We start from the raw sequence: 24,049 nt of genomic DNA on the forward strand, positions 1-24,049 counted from the left end.
TGGTGCAGTGCGTGATGGCCGGCGAACGTGAAATGCCGAAAAGGGAGTACCTAGCCGCTCACCCCTAGTTAGAGTTCCTGCATGGGTGCAACTCCTCGGATGACGGTACCGACCCAACTGGTTCTTCGGGCTCTCCTTCAGGTGCCGACACGCGAGATGTACGGGTTGGAGATCTGCGCCGCCGCTGGACTTCAACCCGGCACCATCCATCCCATTCTCGCCCGCTTCGAGCACGTCGGATGGCTCGAAAGCCATTTCGAGGATGTGGATCCCCATGAGGTCGGCCGGCCGCGCCGTCGCTATTACAAGCTCACCACTGACGGCGCCGAACAAGCACGTATCGCCTTGGCGCAAGCCCAGGCCAAGATCGCGAAATCAGGCTCGATGAGTCAGCCCCGGCATCTCGGTGACCTGGCATGACCGATGGCGACGTCACTCCTTCTCACACCATCGGCGCGCTGGGGGCATATGTTGAACAGGCAGAGGACTCGTCTGCCTATACGTATGCGCGTGAACTCCTCCGAGACCTGACGTACTACTCAGACGTTGGCGCCTACATCGAGATCAACCTCTTCAAACAGGGGGATGAAAGCTCTGGCACGCTCAAGGAGCTTCTTGGTCAGTCCATCCTGCTCGCGCGCGCACTACGTTGCACGATGCAGAGGTCACTGCCTCTGGAACTCGACAGTCGGCTCACCGTCTATCTGGAAAGAGCGGCCTCGCACGCAGTCTTGCTGGCTCAGTCGTTGAGTCTGACCATGCATGGCGACTCCTCCTACCACCTCGACAGCGGGCGAGACGATACCCGCAAGCTCAACCTGAACCTCGATGCCTCGCTGACCCTGGCGCACAAGCTTTCGGCTCAGCCAACTGACCGGCGGGAACTGAAACAGCTCGCCTCTCCAGCTCTACGTTTGCTCCAACTACAGGCGCGCCTTCTGCCGTCCGCGGCCCGGGACCGCTACCTGGAGGAATGGCGTGCGGAACTGCATTTCCTGGCCAAGGCCCGCACCGGCCAGTTCGTTCAGCTGAAATACGCGCTGCGGCAACTCGGGAAAGTGGCCCAACTTCGATTCGCTCTCAGACCGCACGCCTTCCTGATGCGCCGCATTCAGATCTTCATGTACTGGACGCTCACGAGCCATCTCCGCACGTGGGGCGTTCTCGGCCCTCTGCTCGTTCTGGCGATCAGCAACGTGTACATCCAACAAGGGTGGGGGTCCGCGGTTCTGGCGTTACCGGTCATCCCAGCCTTTCACGGGAGTGTGAAGTGGCTCAGGAAACGGTTGGGCATCAAGACCAAGCGCAAACCACCACCGCCGAAATAGCACACCACTCGGGGCGGGCGCCGTTGCGTGGGCGGCGCCGAAACCTGTGCATGACATCTGGCCTGCCCTTCCATCCGCGACCCTCGTGTTCTACGCCTGCCGTATCTGCTGATGGTCCGGTCGTTCGGCTGGTTGACGCTACTCACGCAGGGCGGTACCTCCAAGGACGTAGAGATTTGCTGCTGGCGCGACGACTGCCCACGCAGCCTCGCCTCCATCGCATCGTGACGCCGGGCACCTTGCTGGCCTGACACCGCCAGCTGGTCAGTCAACGCTGGACGTTGTACGGCGTCACAGGGTGCTTGATCTGCATGATGGCAGCCGGGCAGATCTTCCGCGAGCGAATGTCGGCCGGTTCGGCGGCCTGCCCACACGGTCCCCTCTGGTCCGGGCCTGCCACGCAGCTCGGCCTCGGGAGTGGGCGGCAGGGTCCACTCCGTCATCGCGCGCCTTGTCCGCGACCTGCGCCGACCCCGTCAGCGCGACAACGACTGCAGTGACGACCCGGCGATCCGGTGCCCGGCCCAGCGCTTGATCTTGCGCAGCGTCTCCAGCCGGCTCGCCGCCCGGTCGAGCCGGTGGTACAGCCGCGGCGGCAGGTACGACAGCAGCGGCGAGTGCCGCTGGCCGAGCAGCGCGAACATCTGCGCGGGCTCCAGGCGCAGGTAGCGCGGCAGGTCCTCGTAGAACCGCGCGCTGTGGCGGGCTGCGCTCTGGACCGGCAACAACGCGGTCTTACGCTCCCGCTCGTAGGCCGCGAGCGCGGGCGCCAGGGCGGAGTGGCGCTCGATCGCGCCGGCCAGCGCGATGGCGTCCTCGATCGCGAGCGTGGTCCCGGCGCCGATGGAGTAGTGCGTGGTGTGCGCGGCGTCGCCGAGCAGGACGAGGTTGCCGCGGTGCCAGGAGCGGTTCGTCACGGTCTGGAAGCGCAGCCACTGCGCGACGCCCTGCCCGCGCCCGACGAGCCGGTGCCCGTCGAGCAGGTCGGCGAACAGCTTGTCCAGCAGCTCCAGGTTGCCCGCCTCGTCGGCGCGGTCGAGCCCGAGCCCGCGCCACGTGGCGGGCGCGCACTCGATCACGCAGGTGCTGCGCTCGTCGTCGAAGGGGTAGCCGTAGCACCAGATCCAGCCGTGCTCGGTCTCCACGAAGGCGAAGGTGAAGGCGTCGAAGACCTTGGTGGTCCCGAGCCAGATGTAGGTGTTGCCCCCAGTGGCGACCTCGGTGCCGAAGTCGTGGCGGCCGCGCAGCGGGCTGTTCACCCCGTCGGCGGCCACCACCAGGTCGGCGTCCGGGACCTCGCCGAGGATCTCGCGCTCGAACTCCACCCGCACACCGAGTGCGATCGCCCGGTCGGCCAGGATGCCGAGCAGCCGGTGGCGGCCGATGCCGAAGCCCTCGTCGCCGCGGTGCGTGGTGGTGCGGCCGCCGACGAGGGCCATCCCGTCATGCCACCGCACGGACGCCTCGCCGATGGCGCGGGCCGACTCGGGATCGCTCGCGTACAGCCGGTCGAGCAGGCTGCCCCAGTACGTCACGCCCCAGCCGTACGTCGAACCCGCCGGATCGCGCTCGAAAACGGATATGTCACACGAAGGATCGCGCAGCCTCATCAGGATCGCGAAATACAGGCCGGCGGGCCCGCCGCCGACACAAATCACCTTCTGCACTTCATTTGGCACAGAGTAGTTATACGCGCACGGTACGCTATCGGCCGCGCTACGCCACGCCGGACCCGAGCCAGCTCGCTCACCCGAGCGCGAGCCGGGTCATCCAGGTGATCAGGAATCTGGTGACGGATCTGAACGACGCGGGCTGCCGGGCGCGCTTCCTGATCCGAGATCGGGATGGGAGGTTCCGGTGCTCATGAGCGAGGTCCTCGCCGAAGGCGGCATCACGAGGGTGCTCACCGGTATTCGGATGCCTCGGATGAACTCGATCACGGAGCGGTGGGCCCAGTCGTGCCGGCACGACAAGCGGCTTGACCTGCGTGGACGGAATCTTCGGCAGGCGCAGAGCTGGTGGCGCCCCCTGCGGGACTTGACCGCGTGTCCCGTGCCGCCGACGCCGTGGTTCGCTCCGAAGGCCGCGCCAGGCTCCTGATCAACGACAGCCAGCCGCCTTTCACCGAGCTCCGGGAGTTCCGGCTGCCTGCCGGCGACAAGATCTCCACGCCCGCGCATCCGCCCGGCCCGAGAACTGTTGCAACTCCACTCGGGCAGCGTCGCGGTCACCGTCGGCGGAGCGCTCTTCCAACTCGCCGCGGGCGACGCACTCCGTATGCGAGGCGACCGCCCGCGCGCCTACGGCAGCCGAGGCCCAGAACCGGCCCACTTCACGATGGTAGTGATCTATGCCGGCGCCCGAGACCCTCGCTCCGCGAGCCTTGCCCCCGGCTGATTCGACGGTCTGTCGTGAGGCTCCACCCCGCGGTGCTCCGATCCGTCCCGACCACGTGCAAAGTACCGGCAGGTCACACTCCACGATGACCGAGCGGCGAGTCCGACTATGCCCGCCGAAAGCCCATATGATCGGATTGGGCGCAGGGGAAGGTCGTGCACCTCCGGCGATCGAGTGGATGCGCCGTGACTGCTGAGGATCTTCATGTTGCACGGCCGTCAGGCGGAACAGGCCCGGATCGACCAGATGCTCGACGGACCGGGCGGCGCTCTGGTGGTGCGCGGCGAGGCGGGCATCGGCAAGACGGCCCTTCTGAAGTACGCCGCCCGGCGGACGCCCGGGCGCGTGCTGCGAGTCGCCGGGGTCGAGTCGGAGGCCGAGTTGCCCTTCGCCGCCCTGCATCTGCTGTTGCGCCCCGTACTCGACGGCGTCGGCGCGCTGCCCGCGCAGCAGGCGGAGGCGTTGCTGGGCGCGCTCGGCCTCGGCGAGGCGCCCCGAGGAGACCGCTTCCTCGTCGGCCTGGCGACACTCAGCCTCCTCGTGGAGTTGTCCGCGGAGGAACCCCTGGTCTGCCTGGTCGACGACGCGCAGTGGCTGGACAGCGAATCCGCCGACGCCCTGGTGTTCGCCGCGCGTCGCCTGCACATCGAGCCCGTCGTCGTTCTGTTCGCGGCGCGGGAGGACGGCGGTACCTTCCCCGGCGGGGGGCTGCCCGAGCTCCGGCTGGACAAGCTCGACGCCGACACGGCGGGGCATCTGCTGGCCGAGCAGGCGGCGGACCTGCCGCTCGCCGTCCGCGATCAACTCGTCGCCGAGGCGCAGGGCAACCCGCTGGCCCTGATCGAGCTGCCCCGCATGCTCAGTCCCGAGCAACGGGCGGGCGCCTTCACCCCCCTGGCCTTCTCTCTCGGGCCGGTGGAGCCGGTGACGGACCGCGTGCTCGCCAGCTTCCGCACCCGGATCGCCGCTCTCCCCGCCGCCACTCGCTCCTGCCTGCTCACCGCGGCCCTGGACGACCGCGGCGAGCTGAAGGTTCTCGCCGCCGCACTCGGCCGGCTCGACGCCTCGCTGGCGGACTTCGCGCCGGCGGAGCGAGCCGGACTGGTCCAGGTCAGCGCGGCCGGTGTCGTCTTCCGTCATCCACTCGTACGCACAGCGGTCCTGCTCGCCTGCGACATCGCCGCCCGGATGACCGCACATCGGGCCCTGGCACATGCGGTCGACGACGACCGGCGCGCCTGGCACCTGGCGGCCGTCACCCTGCGACCGGACGAGGGCGTGGCCGGAGAGCTGGAAAGCGTGGCGCTGCGCGCCCGGCAGCGCGGCGGGCAGGCGACGGTCTCGGCAGCCTACGCGCGGGCGGCCGAGCTGTCCGCCGACCCGGCCCACGCCGTACGCCGGTGGACGACCGCCGCCGGGGCGGCCGCCGAGGCTGGGCTGAGCCGGCGGGCGGCCGAGCTGGTCGCCGCGGCGCTGCGGCAGGCGGGCTCGTCCACGCTGGACCGATCGGTCCTGGCCGAACTCGCCCGGGTGCGGGCACAGCTCGCATTCGAGGCCGACAGGCCGCTCGAGGCCGCCCGGCTGCTGCAGGAGGGCGCCGAGACGGCGGATCCCTCCACGATGCTCTCGCTGCTCGGCCTCGCCGGCTTCTACGTCTGGACCAGCGCGCCCCACCCCGATCAGATCGCCCTGACCCGTCGCACCGAGGAGTTGGCACCCGACGGTGGCGGGCTCGCCGCCGCGATGGGCGCGATCAACCGTGGCTTCCGCATGATCCTGGAAGGGGACACCACCCCCGTACCGGCCTTCCCCGACGGTATGGGCGAGCTGACGGCCGTGCCGTTCGAGGTTCGCATGGTCATCACCTACCACGCGATCGTCCGCGCGGAACGCGACGAGATGCTCACCGGCGCGACCACCCTGGTCGAGGAGTGCCGGGCACAGGGGCGCCTGGGCCGCCTCCCCCAGGCCATGACGGTCCTCGCCATCGCCCAGCTGATCGACGGGCGTCACCGGCCGGCGCGTGCCACGGTGGCCGAGGGGCTGAACCTGGCCGCCGACGTCGGCCAGCCGTTCTGGCGCGGCTACCTGGGAGGCGTCCAAGCCTGGCTGTACGGGGTGGCGGGCATGGAGGAGGAGTGGGCCGCGTGCACCGCCGAGGCCCTGCGGCACGCCGACGACAGGTCCTGGCTGCCGGCGGGCACGTGGGCCGAGTACGGGCGCGTGATCCTCGACCTCGGACTAGGTCGCAACAAGGCGGTGCTCGACCGGCTGGACAGGGTGACGGAGGGCACCTCGCGGCACGCGTTCATCTGGAGGTATGCCTGGCCGGACTACATCGAGGCGGCCGTCAGGGCGGGCACGCCGCGACGCGCCGAACCGGTCCTGCGACGCTACGCGGCCTGGGCCGAGGGCGTCGGGCAACCCGGTCCGCTCGCCGTACTGCATCGGGCACGAGCCCTGCTGGCCTCCGACGATCAGGCCGCGGGCCTCTACGAGCGTGCGCTCGCCGTGCACGGCCGGCACGAGCAGCCCTTCGACCAGGCCAGGACCCGCCTGGTGTACGGCGAGTGGTTGCGCCGCCAGCGGCGGCGCGCCGAGGCCCGCATCCAGCTAGAGACAGCGATGGAGGCCTTCGACCGGCTGGACGCCTCCCCGTGGTCCGCCCGCGCGGCCGCGGAGCTGCGCGCCACCGGCGCCTCGCCGGCCCGCCGCGTCAAGGACGACGACCCGCTGGCCACGCTCACCCCGCAAGAGCTCCAAGTGGTACGGCTGGCCGTCACCGGCGCGTCGAACCGGGAGATCGGCGCTCAGTTGTTCCTCAGCCCGCGCACGGTCGCCTACCACCTGTACAAAGCCTTCCCCAAGCTGGGCGTCTCCTCGCGCGGTGAACTGGCCGCGTTGGGCCCGATGACCTAAGCGAGCCGCGGCGGCTCCAGCAGGATGACGGAAGCGACGTCAGGGCGACCCTTCGTAGCGTCTCCTCCATGAACGTTCCCACCTACTCCCTCGCCGAGCGCGACCGCCGCTGGGCACTCGCACGGGAGATCATGGAAGCCGAGGGCGTGCAGGCGCTCATCGCCTACGGCGAGCACGAGTGCGCGGACCTCGCGCCCTTCGCGCCGGATGTCTACTTCACCAACGACCGCCCCGGCGCGATCGTCATCTTCTGCCGTGACGCCGACCCGATCGAACTGACCTGGTCGACCCTGCCGGTCGCCGACCACATCCAGGCGCTGCGCCGCGGCGAGGAGCTGTGGATCCGGCCCGAGCGCATCCGCGTCGCCAAGCACGCGGCCGGGGTGGTGGAGGTCCTGCGCGAGCACCGCCTGGAGAGCGGGAAGGTCGGCGTGCTCGGTCTGGACCCATATCCGCCCTTCCACATCAACCCGATCATGCCGCACGGCCTGTGGAACCAGGTGCTGGCCGAGTTGCCCGGCGTGGAGTTCCAGCCGGTCGGGCTCAGCTACCTGTTCGCCACCATCTGCCAGTCGGAAGAGGAGCTGGCCGTCGTCCGCCACTCCGCCGCCACCGGTGACGCCATGGCCGAGGCGATGGTCGAGGCGGCCCGGCCAGGCGCCAGCGAGGCCGACGTGTACGCCGCGGGCATGACGGCCGCTTTCCGCCGCGGGCTGGCGGCTCCCGACATGCTGATCTCCTCCGGGCCCGGGTTCGTCTCCTGGGGCCCGCCGGCCTGGTCCTACCGGCCGCAGGCGCCGCGCGTCATCGAGGACGGCGACGTGATCATGGCGGAGGTGTTCTGCCGGTTCGGCATGAAGGAGACCCAGCACCAGGTCGCCATCGCCGTCGGCGAGGTTCATCCCGACATCGAGGTGGGCGCCAAGGTCGCCCGCGCCGCCTACGAGGCCGGGCTGGCCGCCGCCCGTCCCGGCAACACCTTCGGCGACCTGGTCGAGGCGATGCGCGCGCCGCTGGAGGAGGCCGGCGCCTGGAACGTGCACCCGCTGGTGCACACGCTCAACCCCATGGGGCCGGTGTGCGGGTTCGGCGCCGGGCTTCGCCGCCTGCCCGAGGCCGCCCGCTACGGACGGCTGTTCGAGGTGCCGACGATGGGCGGCGAACTGCCCCTCGCCCCCGGCATGACCTTCGCCTTCGAACCCAACGCCGTCATCGGCGACCGCCTGACCAACCTGGGCGGCACCGTCGTCATCGGCGAGGACGACCCCATCGAACTGAACCCGCTGACCGCCCAGCTGCTGAGGAGCCGGCCGTGATCACCATCGACCACACCACGACGTACGCGCGTCCCGCCGCCGCTGTCTTCGCCGTCCTGTCCGACCCCGCGCGTTTCCCCGAATGGCAGGCCGACGTCCTGGAGTCGCGGGCGGACGGGCCGCTGCGTGACGGCGTCCACGTCGAGCAGGTACGCAAGGTGATGGGCCGCCGCACCGAGATCGGCCTGACGGTAGCCGACTACGTGCCGGGTGAATCGCTCACGCTGCACACCCCGCCGCAGGCCAAGCCGGGGGTGAGCCAGGCGTACCGAGTCAGCGACGTCGACGGCGGCTGCCGGGTGGAGTTCCGGCTGGAGCTGGAGGGGGTGCCGAAGATGGCCGAGCACCTGGTGCGCACCCAGCTCGGCAAGCAGGTGCCGCAGCTCTTCGAGCGATTGGGGACGCTGCTGTGAGCATGCACATCCCCGAGCGGGAGATCGCCGAGCGGCCCGCCGCCTACAACGGTCCCAACCTGTCGCCGGTCGGTCTGGAGCTCGTCCCAAGGCGGCTCGCCGACGGCGTCCACGCGCTGATGGCCGTCCCGGCGCCCAAGGACAACAACGGGCTCATCGCCGGACGGGACGCCGCGCTGGTGGTCGACGCCGGCATCACCCCTGACGTGTCGCGCACGATCCAGTCGCTGGCCGCCGAGCTGACCGACCGGCCGCTGCGCTACCTGGTCAACACGACCTACCACGGTGATCACACGTTCGGGAACATGGCCTTCCCCGCCGACACCGTGATCATCTCCTCCCGCGCCAACCGCGACAACATGACCGACCTCGGCTTCGAGAAGCAGGTCAGATCGGGCAACATGTACGGCGACGAGGCCCTCTTCGACGCGGTGACCACCTGGCGACTTCCCGATGTCGTCTTCGACTCCTTCGCCGAGGTCGACCTGGGCGGCCGGACGGTTGAGCTGTGGCACTTCGGGCCCGGCAACGGCCCAGGCGACACCGTGGTCTACGTGCCCGACGTCAGGACGGCGTGGACCGGCAACCTGCTGTGCCACGCCGGCATCGCCCACATGCTGCTGCAGGGCGGACCCGCGCCGTACCTCGCCACCCTGCGTGCCATGAAGGCGGCGCTGCCCGAGATGCGGACCATCGTGCCCGGCCACGGCCCCGCCGGCGACGGCCACCGGGCCATCGATGCCCTGATCTCCTACCTTGAACGGCTCCACGAGGAGGTCCACACCGCGACACGGCAGGGCCGCACCTTGGAGGAGACCACCCGGTCCTGCACAGATCCGTGGGCCGAACGCCTCGACCCGGCGCTCGCCTCCGCCCTCGGGCCGCCCCAGGCTCAGGACGCGATGCTGCACCTGTGCCGCAACCTGCACAGGCTCAACATCCTGACCACCTACCGCCTCTACACGATGGAGGCGTCCGCCGGATAGAGCGGTTCACCGATTCGGGGCAGGCCCACGACGAACGCGGTCCGAAGCATCGGGACATGAAGCAGACCCGCACCGTCCCCGTCCCGCCCTGGCTGGTGTCCATCCTCCGCCGGGCATCCCATGGCAACCAGGGCGTCGGCCGGCGGCGTCGACGGGTCGATCCCATCGACGCCTACACCAGCGTGTCCCGCCCCTCCCCCGTCATGGCCTGGACACAGGCAGGTCCACGAAGGCACCCCGAAGACCGACGCCTCGGTACGTACCATCGCTCTGGACAGCGACACCGCCCAAGTGCTGCGCGCCCACCGACAGCAGCAACTGCAGGAACGCCTGGCCATGGGCGAGGCATGGGTCGACACCGGGTTCGTGTTCACCCAGCCTGACGGCAACCGCCTGTACCCCCAGCACGCCTCCGACCAGTTCCTGTGGCTGGCCTACCTGGCCGGCCTGCCACCCATCCGGCTGCATGACCTGCGGCATGGTGCGGCCTCGCTGATGCTGGCGGCCGGGGTGGAGATGAAAGTGGTCCAGGAAACGCTGGGCCACACCTCCAGCGCGTTCACCGCCGACACCTACACCTCCGTCTACCCGCAGGTGGCCACCGCGGCGGCCGAGAAGACCGCGGCCCTGCTGTTCGACAAGGAAGAGCAGGGCGAGAGCGGGAGAGTGGTCTCGTTGAGGAGCTGACAGTCGGATTAAGCGTCCGGCCCCGTGTTCGGCCGCTTGCTCGCGGCGAGGCGGGGCCGCTGCTCTTGCCGCACAGGCTCGGGGATGGCGGATGATCATGGGGTGTGCAGGGTTGGTGCAACCGAGCACGTACGGAGCACGCAACCGCTAGACGAAAATTCTAGAACGCATCCGATCCCACATAGCCGCAGGTCAGGCCATGATCAAAGCGCGCCCTACAGGATTCGAACCTGCGACCGTCGGATTAGAAGCAAAATCTTTTTGTGTCGCGCGGTGCCATCTGGTGGCGGTTCGTGCTGTCTCCACGCATTCCGCGCGTCCGGCAGTGCCGTGTCCTGACGGCGTGTGACGGGGCGTACGAGCACGCATCGAGCACGCGGCCGTCGCGCGTGTTGCTCCTGAGCCGTACCCGATCAGCGCTCTGATGTCCTCTACCTGCCCCCGCGCCAAGAGGCGTGGTGATGTGGCCGCGCGGAAAGACTCTGCTCATTCCCGCAACTCTTCCGCCGACATTGAACACGACACTCCCTTTAAACAGGGAAACTGTCGGTATGGCATTCCCGTCTCAGGAGCATCAGCCTTTCGCTCACCTGAGCACGCCGAACTCGGCCTTCTACCGGGGGATCCTCCGAGCGTTCGCGCGAGCGAAGGAGCGATTCATCGTGCATCTCCGGCCCGAGGACGTGGCGGCGGAGCTGCGGCGGGACAATGACGACGCGCTCGCGCAGGCACTGGACAAGCTGCGGGAATGGGGCAACCTACGGGCCGACGCCGACACCGGCAGGGTCACGAGCGTGGAGGACTTCCACCGTAAGCGGTACCTGTTCCAGCTCACGCATGCCGGACAGGCTGCCGAGCAGGCGATCTCGTTCTACGAAGACGCCATCGGGAAGCGCGGGGCGCTGCAGTCTGTGGCATTGGGAGACATCGCCGAGCAGTTGCAGTCGCTGGTCGTTCTTGCTCGCGATGCGGACCCCGACCCTGCCCGCGCGCACCTGCTGCTGCTGTCCCTGTCCGATCGGTTCTCGTCGCTGGCCGACAACGCGCAGGCGTTCATGGCCTCGTTGCGGCGCGCGATCGACTTCTCCGACGGCGACGTGGCGGGGTTCATCGCCTACAAGGAGCGGCTGATCGACTACATCAACCGTTTCATCGCCGACCTCGCCAACTCCGGCGCGCGGATCGCCACGCTCCTGGGTGAGCTGGACAAATTCGAACATGATCGGCTGCTCCGGCTGGCCGCGCGACGCGAGGCCGCTGACGCGGTGCCCGACGAGGAGGAGACGGCGGAGGCGTACGTCAGAGCCGAGGAAGCGGCGTTCGCTTCCTGGTCGAATCGCTGGCGCGGTCTCCGGGACTGGTTCGTCTCCACGGGCGCCGGTCGGCCGTCGCAGGCACGACTGCTGCGCCAGGCGGCGATCACGGCGATCAAGCAGCTGATCGACACGGTGGGGCTGCTCAATGAGCGGCGGTCCGGGCGTTCCGATCGCAGTGCGGACTTCCGGGCGCTGGCGCGCTGGTTCGCCGAGGCTCCCGATGAAGCGGCGGCGCATCGGTTGTGGCGGGCGGCGTTCGGGCTGACTCCATCCCGCCATCTGACAGTGACGGCCGCGACTCTGGCGGAATGGCACGAGGTCGACGCAGGAGTCCCCTGGCGTGAGGCGCCACCCATCAGGATCTCGCCGCAACTTCGCCGCACCGGCTCCTATGAGCGGCGCGGTAAGCCGAACAAGGTGGCTGACCGCTCTCAGGCCCGCAGGTTGCTGGTGGAGCAGGCCGAGCGGGAGGCGAGCGAGACGGCCGCGGCTCGGGCCGCGCTGCGGACCGACGGTCCGGTCCTGCTGTCGGAGCTGGACAGTCTCGATCCACGAGCCTTCCGGTTGTTCCTGGGACTCCTGGGCGACGCGCTCGCGACCCGCCGCCCAGGCGACACGGAGGTGAAGACGGTGAGTGCCGACGGATCGATGGAGATACGCCTGATGCTCGTTGCCGATGGCGGCGAGGTTCAGATCCGTACCGAGGACGGTGTGCTCACCGGGCCCGAGCACGTGATCGAGATCACCGACCTGACGGCCGGTCCATGATCGGGGATGAGGAGCGGGCCCAGCGGCGTGCCGCGCTACGCGCGCTGCTGGCCAGGCCGCTGCTCACCGCCGAGCGTGATCCCGAGGCGCTCCTGCTGGTGCGCCGCCATGTGACCGAGCTGCGCGCCTGGCTCGCACGCGAGACCGGCTGGCGGCTGATGGCGGACTCGGGCACGGCGCGGCTGTTCAAGACCGCCCCCGACGCGCAAGACGCGACGCACCCGGCGCGGGGAAAGGCGGGAGAGCCGTACGGCCGGCGCCGTTACGTACTGTTCTGCCTGGCTCTGGCCACGCTCGAACGGGCGGACGCGCAGACCACGCTCGGCCGGCTGGCAGAAGAGGTGCTGTCGGCCGCGGCAGAGCCGGAACTGGACTTCGTCTTCACCCTCGACAGCCGTGCCGAGCGGGCCGATCTGGTGGCGGTAGTGCGGATGCTGCTGGACTGGGGCGTGCTGAGGAGGGTCGCCGGCGATGAGGAGGCGTACCTGTCGGAGACCGGTGACGTGCTGTACGACGTACGCAGGCCAGTACTGGCCACGCTGCTCACCGGCGCGCGGGGCCCGTCCACGATCTCCGCGTCCTCGTTCGGGGAGCGGCTCACCGAGCTGATGGCTGAGCCGGTCGCAGACACCGACGACCTGCGCAACCAGGCGCTGCGCCGCCGGCTGACCCGCAAGCTCCTGGAGGATCCAGTGATCTATTTCGCCGACCTCGACGAAGCCGAGCGCGCGTACCTGGCCTCCCAGCGACATGCCATCGTCCGTCGGCTGGAAGAGGCCACCGGGCTGGTGGCCGAAGTTCGGGCTGAGGGCATCGCGATGGTCGATCCCGAGGACCAGCTGACCGATGTCCGCATGCCGGAGCAGTACACCGACGGCCACGTGACACTGCTGGTGGCCGAGCAGCTGGCCGTCCACGGCGAGCTGACGCTCGAAGAGCTGAAGGCCTTCGTCCAGCAGGCGGCCCGCGAGCACACCTCCTTCTGGCGTAAGGGTGTGACCGAGCCGGGCGCCGAGACCGGCCTGCTCGCCACGGCCTTGGACAAGCTGACGGCGCTGCGGCTCGTGCGCGTCGCCGATGGCGCTGCTGTGGGGCTGCCCGCCATCGCCCGCTACGCACTGGCCGAACCCGTGATCAAAGGACAGTGATGCTGACTTCCCCCACCTCCGAACGCTGGAAGCCGCTGCGCGCCGGGCTCGTCGACCTGTTCTATTACGACATAGAGGAGTTCCACTTTCACGACGGCCGTCTGCTGTTGCGTGGCAACAACGGCACCGGCAAGTCCAAGGTGCTGGCCCTGACACTGCCGTTCCTGCTTGACGGAGAGCTGGCCCCGCATCGCGTCGAACCGGACGGCGACCGGCAGAAGCGTATGGAGTGGAACCTGCTGCTGGGCGGCAAGCACCCGCACTCCGAGCGGCTGGGTTACGCGTGGATGGAGTTCGGCCGACGCACGGCGGACGGTTCTGAGGAGTTCCGTACGATCGGATGCGGGCTGAAAGCGGTCAAGGACCGCGGCATCGTCCGGCACTGGTTCTTCCTCACTCCACAGCGCATCGGTGCGGAACTTCATCTGCTCTCTTCCACCGGCGTGGTACTCACCAGGGAGAAGCTACGCGAGGCCGTCGAGGGCCGCGGGATGGTGTACGACCGGGCCGCTGACTACCGCAGGGCCGTGGACGAGGCGCTTTTCGGGCTCGGCGAGCACCGCTACGAGGCCCTGGTGAACTTGCTCATCCAGCTGCGCCAGCCGCAGTTGTCGAAGAAGCCGGACGAGAAGCTGCTGTCCCGCGCCCTCACCGAGGCGCTGCCACCACTCAGCCCTGCTCTGATCGCCACGGTCGCCGAGGCGTTCCGCGGCCTCGACGAGGAGCGCGACGCCCTGCGGGGACTGGAGGAAGCGCGCGAGGCGGCGACCGGCTTCCTGATCCACTACCGTCGCTACGCCGCCATCGCGGCCAAGCGCAAGGCCGCCGTACCACGACTGGCACACAGCCGTTACGAGCATCTGGGCCGGGACCTCGGCGAGGCCGAGGGCCGCCACGCCGCAGCGGAGGCGAGTCTGGCGGCAGCGCAGCAGATGCTGGAAGAACTGGAGGAACAGCGGACTCTGCTGGAGGCACGCCGGGACGCGCTTCGAGAGAGCCCCGAGATGCGTGACGCGGAGCGGCTCAAGCAGTACGGCCAGGAGGCCGAGCGGCTGGCCGATCATGCTCGCCGCTGTGCGCAGGAACGCGACCGCCTCGCAGGCGAGGCGCAGCGGCGCGAGCAGCGAGCCCGTACGGCCCGGGACAAGGCCGACGCGGCAGGGCGCGACCTCGACAGGGTGCACGATCTGACCGTGTTGGCCGCCCGTGAGGCGCGGTGCGAGCCCGGGACGGCCCGTACGGGGCCGGATCATCTCCTTGTGGCCGACCAGCCGGAGCTGGCGCGGATCAAGCATGACACCGAGGCACTGGCGGATCGTCAGGAGCAGGCGATCGGCGAGCTGGAGCGGCTCATCGACCGCATCCGCCGGGCCCAGGAGCGGATGAGGGCCGCGCGCACCGAGGTGGAGCGGCTGACCGCGGAGACACAGGCCGTGGCTCAGCGCGTCGTCGCCGCGGAAGAGGCGGTGGGCGGGGCCGTCACCGGGCTCGTTCAGAAGTACACCCTCTACTTGGCTGGTCTCGTCGAGCTGCGGCTGGACGATCCCGATGAGGTGATCTCGGCGCTGCAGTCCTGGGCTGCCTCTACCGACGGCCCCAACCCTGCCGCGAACGCCGTGGGCGACGCGACCAGAACGGCCACTGACGCGCTCGGCCGGTTGGGAGCAGCGCTGGACTCCGAGATCCAGGAGGCGAGGCGGGCCGCCGCGGACCTGTCCGAAGAGATCTCCCGTTCGGAGGCCGGTGGCCACGAAGCGCCGCCCGTGCCTCACACGCGTGACCCCGCCACCCGCCTCGACCGTCCCGGCGCACCTCTGTGGAAGGTGGTGGACTTCACCGAAGCGGTGCCCGCCGACCATCGGGCCGGGCTGGAAGCCGCGCTGGAGGCCGCCGGCATCCTGGACGCCTGGGTGACGCCGGGCGGGACGTTGCTGGCTGCGGACGACACCGTCATCGTCACCGGTGAGCCGCTGTCCGGCCCGTCCTGTGCCGCCGTCCTGCGTCCGGCTGTTGACCGGGCCGATCGGCAGGCCGCGACACTGGCCGACAGCGCCGTGGACGCTGTGTTGTCCGCCATCGGGCTCGGGCCGGGTCACGACGGCCGGGCTTGGGTGGCGGCCGACGGCAGATGGGCGAACGGCGTGCTCACCGGCTCCTGGCGCAAGAGTGAGGCTCGCTACATCGGCGAGGGCGCCAGAGAGGCGGCGCGGAGGACCCGGCTAGCGACCCTCCGCGGGGAGTTGGATCAGGTCAATCGGCGGATCCAAGAGCTGCGCGGCCGGCTTGAGTTGCTCGCCGCCCGCCGGGACAGGCTCGCCGCGGAACACCGCGGCCTGCCTTCGGACACTGAGTTGCGAGAGGCGAACGTCAAGCGCGCCACCGCCTACGAGCGGCGTGACGAGGTCAACGCCGCGCACGTCGCGGCGGGCATGGCGCTTCGCGAGCGGCAGGACGAGCTCCGAGAGGCGGGCATCCGGGCTGAGGAGTTCGCCGCGGACGTCGGCCTGCCCGCGGATCCCGCGGCGCTCGATGAGGTCAAGGGTGCGCTCAACCGCTATCGGCTGGCCCTGGCCCAGTTGTGGCCCGCCATACAAGTCTGGCGTGACGCGCACGAGACCGCCGCGGACGCCGCAGGGGAGCTCGACAGGACGAAGGAACAGCTCGACGACGCCGCCGAACTGTCAGCGAAGGCGGATGAGGAGGCGGGCGCCGCAGCCGAGGCATACCGCACACTGGTCGAGACCGCGGGCTCCGCCGTGGAAGAGCTGTTCCGCCGGCTCGACCAGGTGCAGCACGAGCTACGCGAGCGCGCCATCGCCGAACGCTCCACTCGCCTGCACGAGCAGCAGGCTCTGCAGGAACGCGGCAAGGCCGAGGGCGAACGCGACAACCTGCGCAAACAGATCGAGGATGCGATCACCGCACGCGACGCCGCCGTGCACGAGTTCCAGGTGTTCGCCGCCACTGGCCTGCTGAACGTCGCGCTGACAGGCCTGGACGTGCCCGACACGGGCGGGGAGTGGGCGGCGACACCCGCCGTGCTTCTGGCCAGGACGGTCAACGCCGAGCTCGACGCGGTGGACGACGGCGACGGCCCGTGGGACCGGGTGCAGAAGAAGGTCACTGAGGAGCACAAGCTGCTGTCGGACGCCATGGACAGGCACGGGCACTCCGTCGGCCTGACCCTGCACGACGGCGTCATGATCGTCGATGTGATCTTCCAGGGGCGCGCCAGGGACATGCCCGAGCTGGCCGCGGCGCTGGCCGAGGAGACCGGGCAGCGCGCACAGCTTCTGTCGGCCAAGGAACGCGAGATCTTGGAGAACCACCTTCTCAACGAAGTCGCCGGCACGCTGCATGAGCTGATCGCCGCGGCCGAGTCGGAGGTCCAGGAGATGAATGCCGAGTTGGAATCCCGCCCCACCTCCACCGGCATGCGGCTGCGCCTGATCTGGAAGACGGCCAAGAACGCCCCCGACGGGCTCGACCGGATCAGAGGCAAGCTCCGCCAGACCGTGGATGCCTGGTCCTCCGCCGACCGGTCCGCTGTCGGGGCATTCCTTCAGGAGCGAATCGCCCGTGAGCACACCGACAATCCAGCCGCGGGCTGGACCGAGGCCCTGACCAGAGCGCTGGACTATCGTGCCTGGCACGAGTTCGCGATCCAGCGGCTTCAGGACGGCCAGTGGCGGGCCGCGACCGGCCCCGCCTCCGGCGGAGAACGAGTGCTGGCGGCGTCGGTTCCGCTGTTCGCCGCCGCCTCGGCCCACTACAAGTCCGCGGGCAACCCGTACGCGCCGCGCCTGGTCGCACTGGACGAGGCCTTCGCCGGGGTGGATGACGACTCCCGGGCCAAGTGCTTGGGTCTGCTGGCCACGTTCGACATGGACGTGGTGATGACCAGCGAGCGCGAATGGGGTTGCTACCCACAGGTGCCCGGCCTGGCGATCTGCCAGCTCTCGCGACGTGACGGCATCGACGCCGTGCTGGTGACGCCCTGGCGATGGGACGGGCGCGAGCGGCGGCGGGCAGAACGCCCCACCATCGCTGTGCCCGCGCCCTCCCCCGTACCCGCCGTACGGCAGGACGGTCTGTTCGGCATGGACGAGGACGGCACGGCCGGATGAGCGACAGCAGCACGAACGGCTCCGTGGCAGGCAGCGGTGCGAGCGAGCGGCTGGGGCGGCTGCTGGGCGGCGACGAGACCGCCTGGCTGGTCGACCGGGCACGCCGCCGCCTGGAACAGGGCAAACCGCTGACAGGAACGGTGACGCTCACGACGGCGACCTCCGCACAGCGCCGCGCGGCCGAGGTGCTGCTCGGCCGCCGCGCGGGAGCCGGGTCCTCCCTGTCGGTCTCCTTGGACGAGGTGGATCGCATCCTGCGAGTGGGCGGCATCGCCGCGGACGGGCTGAGCGAGGCCGTCATCCGGCTACGTGGCCCGATCCGGGACCTGACGGGGGAGAAGGCCGCGCAAGCAGCGGACTGGAAACGGGCCTTCGCCAAGCTCGACGCCCTCATTTGCGAGCGGCCCGAACTGTCCGGGTGGCGATCGTGGCTGGAGTCCACCGGCCTGGTCAGAAGGCTCGCCACCACGGCCGGAGAGGCACGTACCCTGCTCGACCGGCTGAGCACCGTGCTGGAGCGACTGCCGTCACCGGGCACGCGCCTCGGCCGGCTCGCCGCCGAGACCTGCGCGGACGCCCACGCGCTGGACGAAGGACGCCCGCTGGCGACCCTCGCCCTGTCTGCGGCGCGTGCCCTGTCCGGCCTGCCGTACGCGAGCGAAGGCGGCGCGGACGCCCGCCGCTCGGCCTGGGCCGCAGTCGGCGTGCACCTCGATGACCTGTCCTCCTTCGTGCTCTGCCTGGGGCTTCCTGGTGACGACCACTCCCCCACCGGACGCATGCTCAGCGCGGCCAGGGCGGCGGGCGAGCCATGCGTGCTGACCCTGCGTCAGCTCCTCCGCCACGAAGCACCACTGCGCGCGAACCTGGTCAGGATCTGCGAGAACCCGGTGGTGGTCGCGGCGGCGGCCGACGAACTCGGAGCCTCGTGCCCACCCCTGGTGTGCGGCGGCGGCCGGCCGTCGGCAGCCGTCTGGCGGCTGCTGGACCTGCTCGCAGCCGGCGGCGCGACGTTCGCCTACCACGGGGACTTCGACTGGGGCGGGATCGCCATCGCCGCCGCGGTCCACGAACGGGTCGGATTCCTGCCATGGCGCTTCGACGCCGCCTCCTACCGAGCCGTGCCCTCGTCGGCTCCGCTGGCCGGGCAGGTACGCCCGACCCCCTGGGATCCGGAGTTGTCCGTGGCGATGGAGCGACGGGGCATACGCGTCGAGGAGGAGCTCGTACTCGCTGAGCTGATGGCTGACCTGAAGTTGCGGACTTCCTTGTGATCATCCAGGTAGTCTCAACGCTCGGCCCGCATGTTCCCCGATCTACCGGACGTGGAAGCAAACGAATGTCCGTGGGCCAGTAACCGAACAGGCCCAAGGAAGAGAGGCGCCGTCATGGACGTCATGAAGCAGGCCGCGGCCCTCAAGGGGCAGCTGATCGACTTCGCCCTGTCACCCCGGTTCGCCCGCGAGCTCAACGAGGCCTTCGAGCAGAGCGCCCCCGAAGGCCTCGCCGATGGCGAGGCAGCCGCGAGCATGATCATCGATCACTTCGTCCTGCAGCACCGGCTCGCCTCCGGCGACACGGTCATCGACTGCTTCCTGCGAGCCCGCCCCCGCCTGAGCGCCCAGGAGCGGGAAATGCTCCTCAGCTGGAGGGACGTGGTCGAAGGCATCTTCGAGGTCCAGGGCAAAGACCAGGACGCCGTGATCCTGTTCAACCTCATCGACGAGCTCACCTACCGCGCCCGGTCCAACATGGGCAAGTCCGCCTTCCGCCCGGCCAAGAAGGGCATGTTCCTCATCTGCCGCCTGGTGCCGCTCGGCAAGGACTGGCTGGTCAGCGCGAACATCAGCCTCTTCCGCGCCGACGCCCGCGACCAACTCCTCACCCAGGCGGCGGACTTCGGCCTGCGCAACCCCAAGCTGGTCTTCCGCAACCCCGACAAGCTCGCCACCGCACGCCGCTTGCTCGCCGAACAGCGAGAAATCTTCATCGACCTGTACGGCGCCGAATACATCGTCGTCCAGGGAGAGGACGTGGCCCCGCGATACGACGCCTTCATGCGGGCCTGCATGGATCGAGCCCAGCCCGGCATCACCTACCCTCTGCCCGGCTTCACCCTTCCCGATGACCTGCTGGAGGCCGAAACGGTGGCCATCCACTTCGACCCCGAAACAGGCATCAGCTTCTACCTCGAGTTCGGCCTCCTGCAAGAGCTCTTCGCCAACCCGAAACTGATCAACCGGCGCCGCTACCGCGAGACCCTGACCTTCTACCTCCGCGGTGACGACATCTCACCCGCCGCCATCAGGCTTCTGACCGACCCCGACCCGGACAGCGCCGGCGTCGTCTTCGGCAAGCTCCTCAAGAAGAAGGACTTCTCCTGGCCCGAGCACGGGGAGTCACTGCTGCGCCGGTACAAGGCCCGTTACTTCGACGAGCCTCAACTGCCCACCACCGTCCCGGTCAGCGACACGATGGCCGGACATCTACGCAACGCCCTGCGCGAGGAGTCGTCGGAGCCGTGATCTCTGCGCAATACCGCGAACCGCCGGCAGACAAGAAGTCTTGCGGTCACCATCGGTAGTGCAACAGTCCCGCCGCACTACCGGGAGGACGCTGAAGGGTGTCAGTACTCCATTCACGGTCGTGAGCTGCGGGTTTGTCTCGGCTTCCTGGTCGGAGCAGTGGCCTGGGTCAGGCATGCTCGAGGCTCGTGACGCCGCCTGCCTGCCGGGAAGGCCGACCGGTTCCGGGAGCCAGCCTGTTGGGTACGAAAATTCGATCACCGAAGTGGTCGGCCTGTAGCCAAGCGGCTCAAGCACAGCGTGCTCTGAGGCATCCTGCTGGTGGTGTGGTGGTCTTCGCTCTATGTGATCCTCGGACGCGTCCTGCAATTGCTGGTCCTGCTCGGCCGTGACGACCGCAGCAAGGACGTTGAGATCGTGGTGCTGAGGCATCAGGTCGCCGTGCTGCGCCGTCAGATGAACCGGCCCGATCTCCGTCCGCAAGACAGGGTGGTACTCGCTGCGCTGTCGCGGATGCTCCCGAAAGCTTCGTGGCCGGTTTTCTTCGTGACCCCGTCGGCGCTGCTGCGCTGGCATCGCCAGCTGGTGACGCGCCGCTGGACCTACCCACCCACGCGTCCTGGCCGCCCGCGGACACGAGCAGTAATTCAGGAAACTGTGCTGCGTCTGGCTCGAGAGAATCCCTTGTGGGGCTGTCAACGCATCAGCGGCGAACTCGCCGGTGCCGGCCGGCGGGTGCCGCCCAGCACCGTGCGCGACGTCCTCAAACGAGCCGGCCTCGGGCCGGCGCCACGCCGCACCGGCCCGAGCTGGAGCCAGTTCCTCCAGGCGCAGGCCGCCGGCATCTGGGCATGCGATCTGTTTCACGTCGACACCGTCTTCCTGAAACGGCTCTACGTACTGTTCTTCATCGACCATGCCACCCGAGCCATGCACGTCATGGGAGTCACCGCGCATCCGAGCGGAGCCTGGGTCGCGCAGCAGGCACGCAACCTGCTCATCGAGCTGGGGCACCGGGCTGAAACTCTACGGTTCGTCATCCGCGACCATGATGCAAAGTTCACCGCAGTCTTCGACGAGGTGTTCACCTCACTTGGCATCCGCATCATCAAGACACCGATCCGGGCGCCCCGCGCGAACGGGATCGCCGAACGCTGGATCGGAACCACCCGGCGCGAATGCACCGACCGACTCCTGATCTACGGAGAAACTCACCTCCGCCAGGTGCTGGCGGACTATCAGCGACACTACAACAACCATCGTCCGCACCGATCACGAGATCGACGACCACCGCTACCAGCCGTTGTATCGGCACCCGACGATCTCGACCAGCTCCATCTGGAGCGCCACGGAGTACTCAACGGACTGATCAACCAGTATCAGCAAGCAGCCTGATCAGGCTCCGGTACGCCCAGCTCAGCCCGCAAATCACAGTTTTCGCACCCCACAGGCTTGGACACCTCGAGTCCGGCATCGACTCTCAGCTATGAGCGGCCATTACCCATCGCCATGGTCGGGACGGCTTCGAGGAGCTGCTTCGTGTACGGGTGCGCGGAACGCTCGATGACGTCCTCCGTCGTACCGTGCTCGACGAGCCGGCCGGACTTCATGACCGCGATCGAGTCGGCTATGTAGCGGACCACGGCGAGGTTGTGCGAGATGAACAGGATCCCGACACCGGTCCGGGTCTGGATCTCCTTGAGCAGGTTGAGCACGGCACCCTGGACCGAGACGTCGAGCGCCGACGTGATCTCGTCGGCGATCAGGACCTCTGGCTCGGCGGCGAGGGCGCGGGCGATGGCGACGCGCTGCCGCTGTCCGCCGGAGAGCTGCCGGGGGCGCTTGTGGACGTCACCAGGATCGAGCCGGACCATCTCGAGCAGCTCGGTGACCCGGGCCGACCGCTCCCGCCGCCCGCTCCCCCGGGGCAGGCCCTCGGCGATCGACGCGCCGACGCTCATCCGCGGGTTGAGGGACGCGTACGGGTCCTGGAACACGTACTGCAACGGCGGGCGGTCGCGCGGGTCGAGCGCCGCCCCCTTCCAGAGGATCGCGCCCGAGGTGAGCGGGGCGAGGCCGACCGCCGCCCGGGCGAGGGTCGACTTGCCGGACCCAGACTCGCCGACGAGCCCGACGACCGAGCCGGCCGCCACGGTCAGGCTGACCTCGTCGACGGCCGTCACGGCTCCCTGATTGTGGCCGTACCGGACAACTATGTCGCGGAGCTCGAGCATGTCACGCCTCGCTTTCCAGGACCGGCAGCAGCGGATGCCAGCAGGCGACGGCGCCACCGCCGCCCGAGTCGGCCAGTTCGGGACGCGCCTGCCGGCAGCGGTCGTCCGCCCGGCCGCACCGGGGCGCGAACGCGCAGCCCGGCGGCAGGTCAGAGGCGTGCGGCGGGCGGCCGGGAATGTTCGCGAGCGGCCGCGACCGGTCCGTCGACATGTCCGGGATGCTCGCGATCAACGCGCGGGTGTACGGATGAGCGGCCTCGGCGAGCCCGCTGACCGGCAGTTCCTCGACCACCCGGCCGGCGTACATGACCAGGACCCGGGAAGCGTTCTCAGCCACCACCGCAATGTCGTGGCTGATCAGCAGGACGGCGGCATCGCTCTCCCGGGAGATGCGCCGCAGCAGGCCGAGCACCTCCTTCTGGACGGTCACGTCGAGGGCGGTGGTCGGCTCGTCGGCGACGATCAGCGCCGGCTGGGCCATGAGACCCATCGCGATCGACGCGCGCTGGCGCATGCCGCCGGAGAACGCCATCGGGTACTGCTTCGCCCGCGCCTGCGGGTCGGTGATCAGCACTGCGCTGAGGCGGTCGACGGCTCGTCGCCACGCGTCCCGGCGGCCGAGGCGTTCGTGGGTTTCCGCGACCTCGGCGAGCTGGCGTCCGACCTTGAGCGTCGGGTTCAGCGACGACATCGGGTCCTGGAACACCATCGCGAGCGAGGTGCCGAGCAGCCGCTCGCGGTCGCGGGGGCGCATCCGCCGCAGCTCGTTGCCCTTGATCTGGTGCACGTCGGCCTCAGCGACGTTCGGGTACGAGGTGAGCTGTGCGGCCGCCATGGCGGTGAGGCTCTTGCCCGATCCCGACTCGCCGACCAGGCCGACGATCTCGCCGCGGCGAAGGCGCATGCTGACGTCGACGACCGGGGAGAAGGGCGCGGTCTCGCCGGGTACGGTGACGGTCAGGCGCTCGATCCGGAGCACCTCGTCACCCGGTGGCGGCGTCTCGGCCGGGGCCGTCTCCCGGCGCCGGGACCTGAGGGACGGGAGCCGGAGGTGACCGTGCTGGCTGCCGCCGAGGACCTGGGTCAGCAGCTCGCCGGCGAGGACGAATGCGAGACCCGCGACGACGATCATGATGGACGGCGCGAGCGCGGCCGCCGGGTTGGTGTAGATGGCCGGCAGCCCGTCGGCGAGCATGCGTCCCCAGTCGTACTGCGGCGGTTGCACGCCGAAGCCGATGTAGGACAGCGCCGATATGCTGAGCAGCGCCGCCCCGACCTGGCTGGTCGCGTTGATGACGAGGGGTTCGGAGATGTTCGGGATGACGTGGCGAATCAGGACCCGCCACCGCGGGACCCGGAGCAGTCGCGCGGCGGAGACGTAGTCGGCGTTCGCGACGCCGCTGGCGGTGGTGTGGGTCAGCCGCGCGAACGAGGGCGCGAAGGCGATCGCCATCGACAGCACAGCGCCGCGCGCCCCCACCCCGAAGATCATGGCGAGGAACAGGGCGAGCAGCAGCCCGGGAAAGGCGACCATCAGGTTCAGGACGGCGACCACCGCTCGGCCGGCGCGCCGGCCGAGCACGACGGGGACGGTGCCGATGATCAGCCCGCAGGCCACGCCGATGCCGACGACGAGCAGAGCGAGGACGAGGGACAGCCGGGTGGCCACCAGCGTCCGCGTGAGGACGTCGCGTCCGAGGGCGTCCGTGCCGAACGGGTGCGCCGCCGACGGCCCAGCCTGGAGCGCGCCGCCCGCGATCTCCGTGGCCCGGTCGCCGAGCAGCAGCGGCGCCACGACGGCGGTCGCGACCAGGAGCAGCAGCAGGGCGACCGTGACCACGCCGAGCGGCGACGACAGGTGATGGCGGGTACGTGACCAGGACAC

General features: G+C 69.6%; 17 protein-coding genes. 14 read left to right on the forward strand and 3 right to left on the reverse strand.

Annotated features, from left to right (window positions below):
- Positions 1-81: 81 nt before the first annotated feature.
- Together ACFYUV_RS49480 and ACFYUV_RS49485 are read left to right on the forward strand one after the other, a co-directional pair.
- A complete protein-coding gene (locus ACFYUV_RS49480) occupies positions 82-420 on the forward strand; it encodes a PadR family transcriptional regulator (protein WP_387682780.1) in 339 nt (112 codons plus the stop codon).
- A complete protein-coding gene (locus ACFYUV_RS49485) occupies positions 417-1,328 on the forward strand; it encodes a hypothetical protein (protein WP_387682782.1) in 912 nt (303 codons plus the stop codon). The genes ACFYUV_RS49480 and ACFYUV_RS49485 overlap by 4 nt, the downstream gene beginning before the upstream one ends.
- Positions 1,329-1,804: 476 nt before the next feature.
- Here the strand turns inward: ACFYUV_RS49485 and ACFYUV_RS49490 are convergent, their stop codons facing one another.
- Entirely contained in the window at positions 1,805-2,863 is a 1,059-nt protein-coding gene (locus ACFYUV_RS49490; protein WP_387682784.1) for an FAD-dependent monooxygenase, read from the reverse strand.
- A gap of 613 nt (positions 2,864-3,476) precedes the next feature.
- On the opposite strand from ACFYUV_RS49490, the gene ACFYUV_RS49495 reads away from it, so the two are divergent.
- From ACFYUV_RS49495 to ACFYUV_RS49550, 12 genes are all read left to right on the forward strand, one after another.
- Positions 3,477-3,725 carry a cupin domain-containing protein gene (locus ACFYUV_RS49495; protein WP_387682867.1) on the forward strand — a complete coding sequence of 83 codons (249 nt, stop codon included), beginning with the start codon at positions 3,477-3,479 and terminating at the stop codon, positions 3,723-3,725.
- 204 nt (positions 3,726-3,929) lie between these two features.
- Positions 3,930-6,644: an AAA family ATPase gene (locus ACFYUV_RS49500; RefSeq protein WP_387682786.1), complete on the forward strand. Its 2,715-nt coding sequence runs from the start codon at positions 3,930-3,932 to the stop codon at positions 6,642-6,644.
- A gap of 68 nt (positions 6,645-6,712) precedes the next feature.
- Positions 6,713-7,960, forward strand: coding sequence for a M24 family metallopeptidase (locus tag ACFYUV_RS49505; RefSeq protein WP_387682788.1), 1,248 nt, complete (start codon positions 6,713-6,715; stop codon positions 7,958-7,960).
- Entirely contained in the window at positions 7,957-8,373 is a 417-nt protein-coding gene (locus ACFYUV_RS49510; protein WP_387682790.1) for an SRPBCC family protein, read from the forward strand. Before ACFYUV_RS49505 ends, ACFYUV_RS49510 begins: the two co-directional genes overlap by 4 nt.
- Positions 8,374-8,375: 2 nt before the next feature.
- Positions 8,376-9,359, forward strand: coding sequence for an MBL fold metallo-hydrolase (locus ACFYUV_RS49515; RefSeq protein ID WP_387682869.1), 984 nt, complete (start codon positions 8,376-8,378; stop codon positions 9,357-9,359).
- A 120-nt stretch (positions 9,360-9,479) separates the two neighbouring features.
- Complete coding sequence (locus ACFYUV_RS49520) at positions 9,480-10,046, forward strand: site-specific integrase (RefSeq protein ID WP_387682792.1); 567 nt, start codon at positions 9,480-9,482, stop codon at positions 10,044-10,046.
- A gap of 551 nt (positions 10,047-10,597) precedes the next feature.
- Positions 10,598-12,130, forward strand: coding sequence for a TIGR02677 family protein (locus ACFYUV_RS49525; protein ID WP_387682794.1), 1,533 nt, complete (start codon positions 10,598-10,600; stop codon positions 12,128-12,130).
- Positions 12,127-13,278, forward strand: coding sequence for a TIGR02678 family protein (locus ACFYUV_RS49530; protein WP_387682796.1), 1,152 nt, complete (start codon positions 12,127-12,129; stop codon positions 13,276-13,278). Before ACFYUV_RS49525 ends, ACFYUV_RS49530 begins: the two co-directional genes overlap by 4 nt.
- Complete coding sequence (locus tag ACFYUV_RS49535; RefSeq protein WP_387682798.1) at positions 13,278-17,405, forward strand: TIGR02680 family protein; 4,128 nt, start codon at positions 13,278-13,280, stop codon at positions 17,403-17,405. Before ACFYUV_RS49530 ends, ACFYUV_RS49535 begins: the two co-directional genes overlap by 1 nt.
- Positions 17,402-18,679, forward strand: coding sequence for a TIGR02679 family protein (locus ACFYUV_RS49540; RefSeq protein ID WP_387682800.1), 1,278 nt, complete (start codon positions 17,402-17,404; stop codon positions 18,677-18,679). The genes ACFYUV_RS49535 and ACFYUV_RS49540 overlap by 4 nt, the downstream gene beginning before the upstream one ends.
- A 114-nt stretch (positions 18,680-18,793) precedes the next feature.
- Complete coding sequence (locus tag ACFYUV_RS49545; protein ID WP_387682802.1) at positions 18,794-19,930, forward strand: hypothetical protein; 1,137 nt, start codon at positions 18,794-18,796, stop codon at positions 19,928-19,930.
- A gap of 324 nt (positions 19,931-20,254) precedes the next feature.
- Positions 20,255-21,325, forward strand: coding sequence for an integrase core domain-containing protein (locus ACFYUV_RS49550; RefSeq protein WP_387682804.1), 1,071 nt, complete (start codon positions 20,255-20,257; stop codon positions 21,323-21,325).
- Between the two features lie 89 nt (positions 21,326-21,414).
- Here the strand turns inward: ACFYUV_RS49550 and ACFYUV_RS49555 are convergent, their stop codons facing one another.
- Together ACFYUV_RS49555 and ACFYUV_RS49560 are read right to left on the reverse strand one after the other, a co-directional pair.
- Entirely contained in the window at positions 21,415-22,164 is a 750-nt protein-coding gene (locus ACFYUV_RS49555) for an ABC transporter ATP-binding protein (RefSeq protein ID WP_387682805.1), read from the reverse strand.
- Position 22,165: 1 nt separating this feature from the next.
- Positions 22,166-24,049, reverse strand: coding sequence for a dipeptide/oligopeptide/nickel ABC transporter permease/ATP-binding protein (locus ACFYUV_RS49560; protein WP_387682807.1), 1,884 nt, complete (start codon positions 24,047-24,049; stop codon positions 22,166-22,168).

This window comes from Nonomuraea sp. NPDC003560 (assembly GCF_042878785.1).
Classification (GTDB): Bacteria; Actinomycetota; Actinomycetes; order Streptosporangiales; family Streptosporangiaceae; genus Nonomuraea.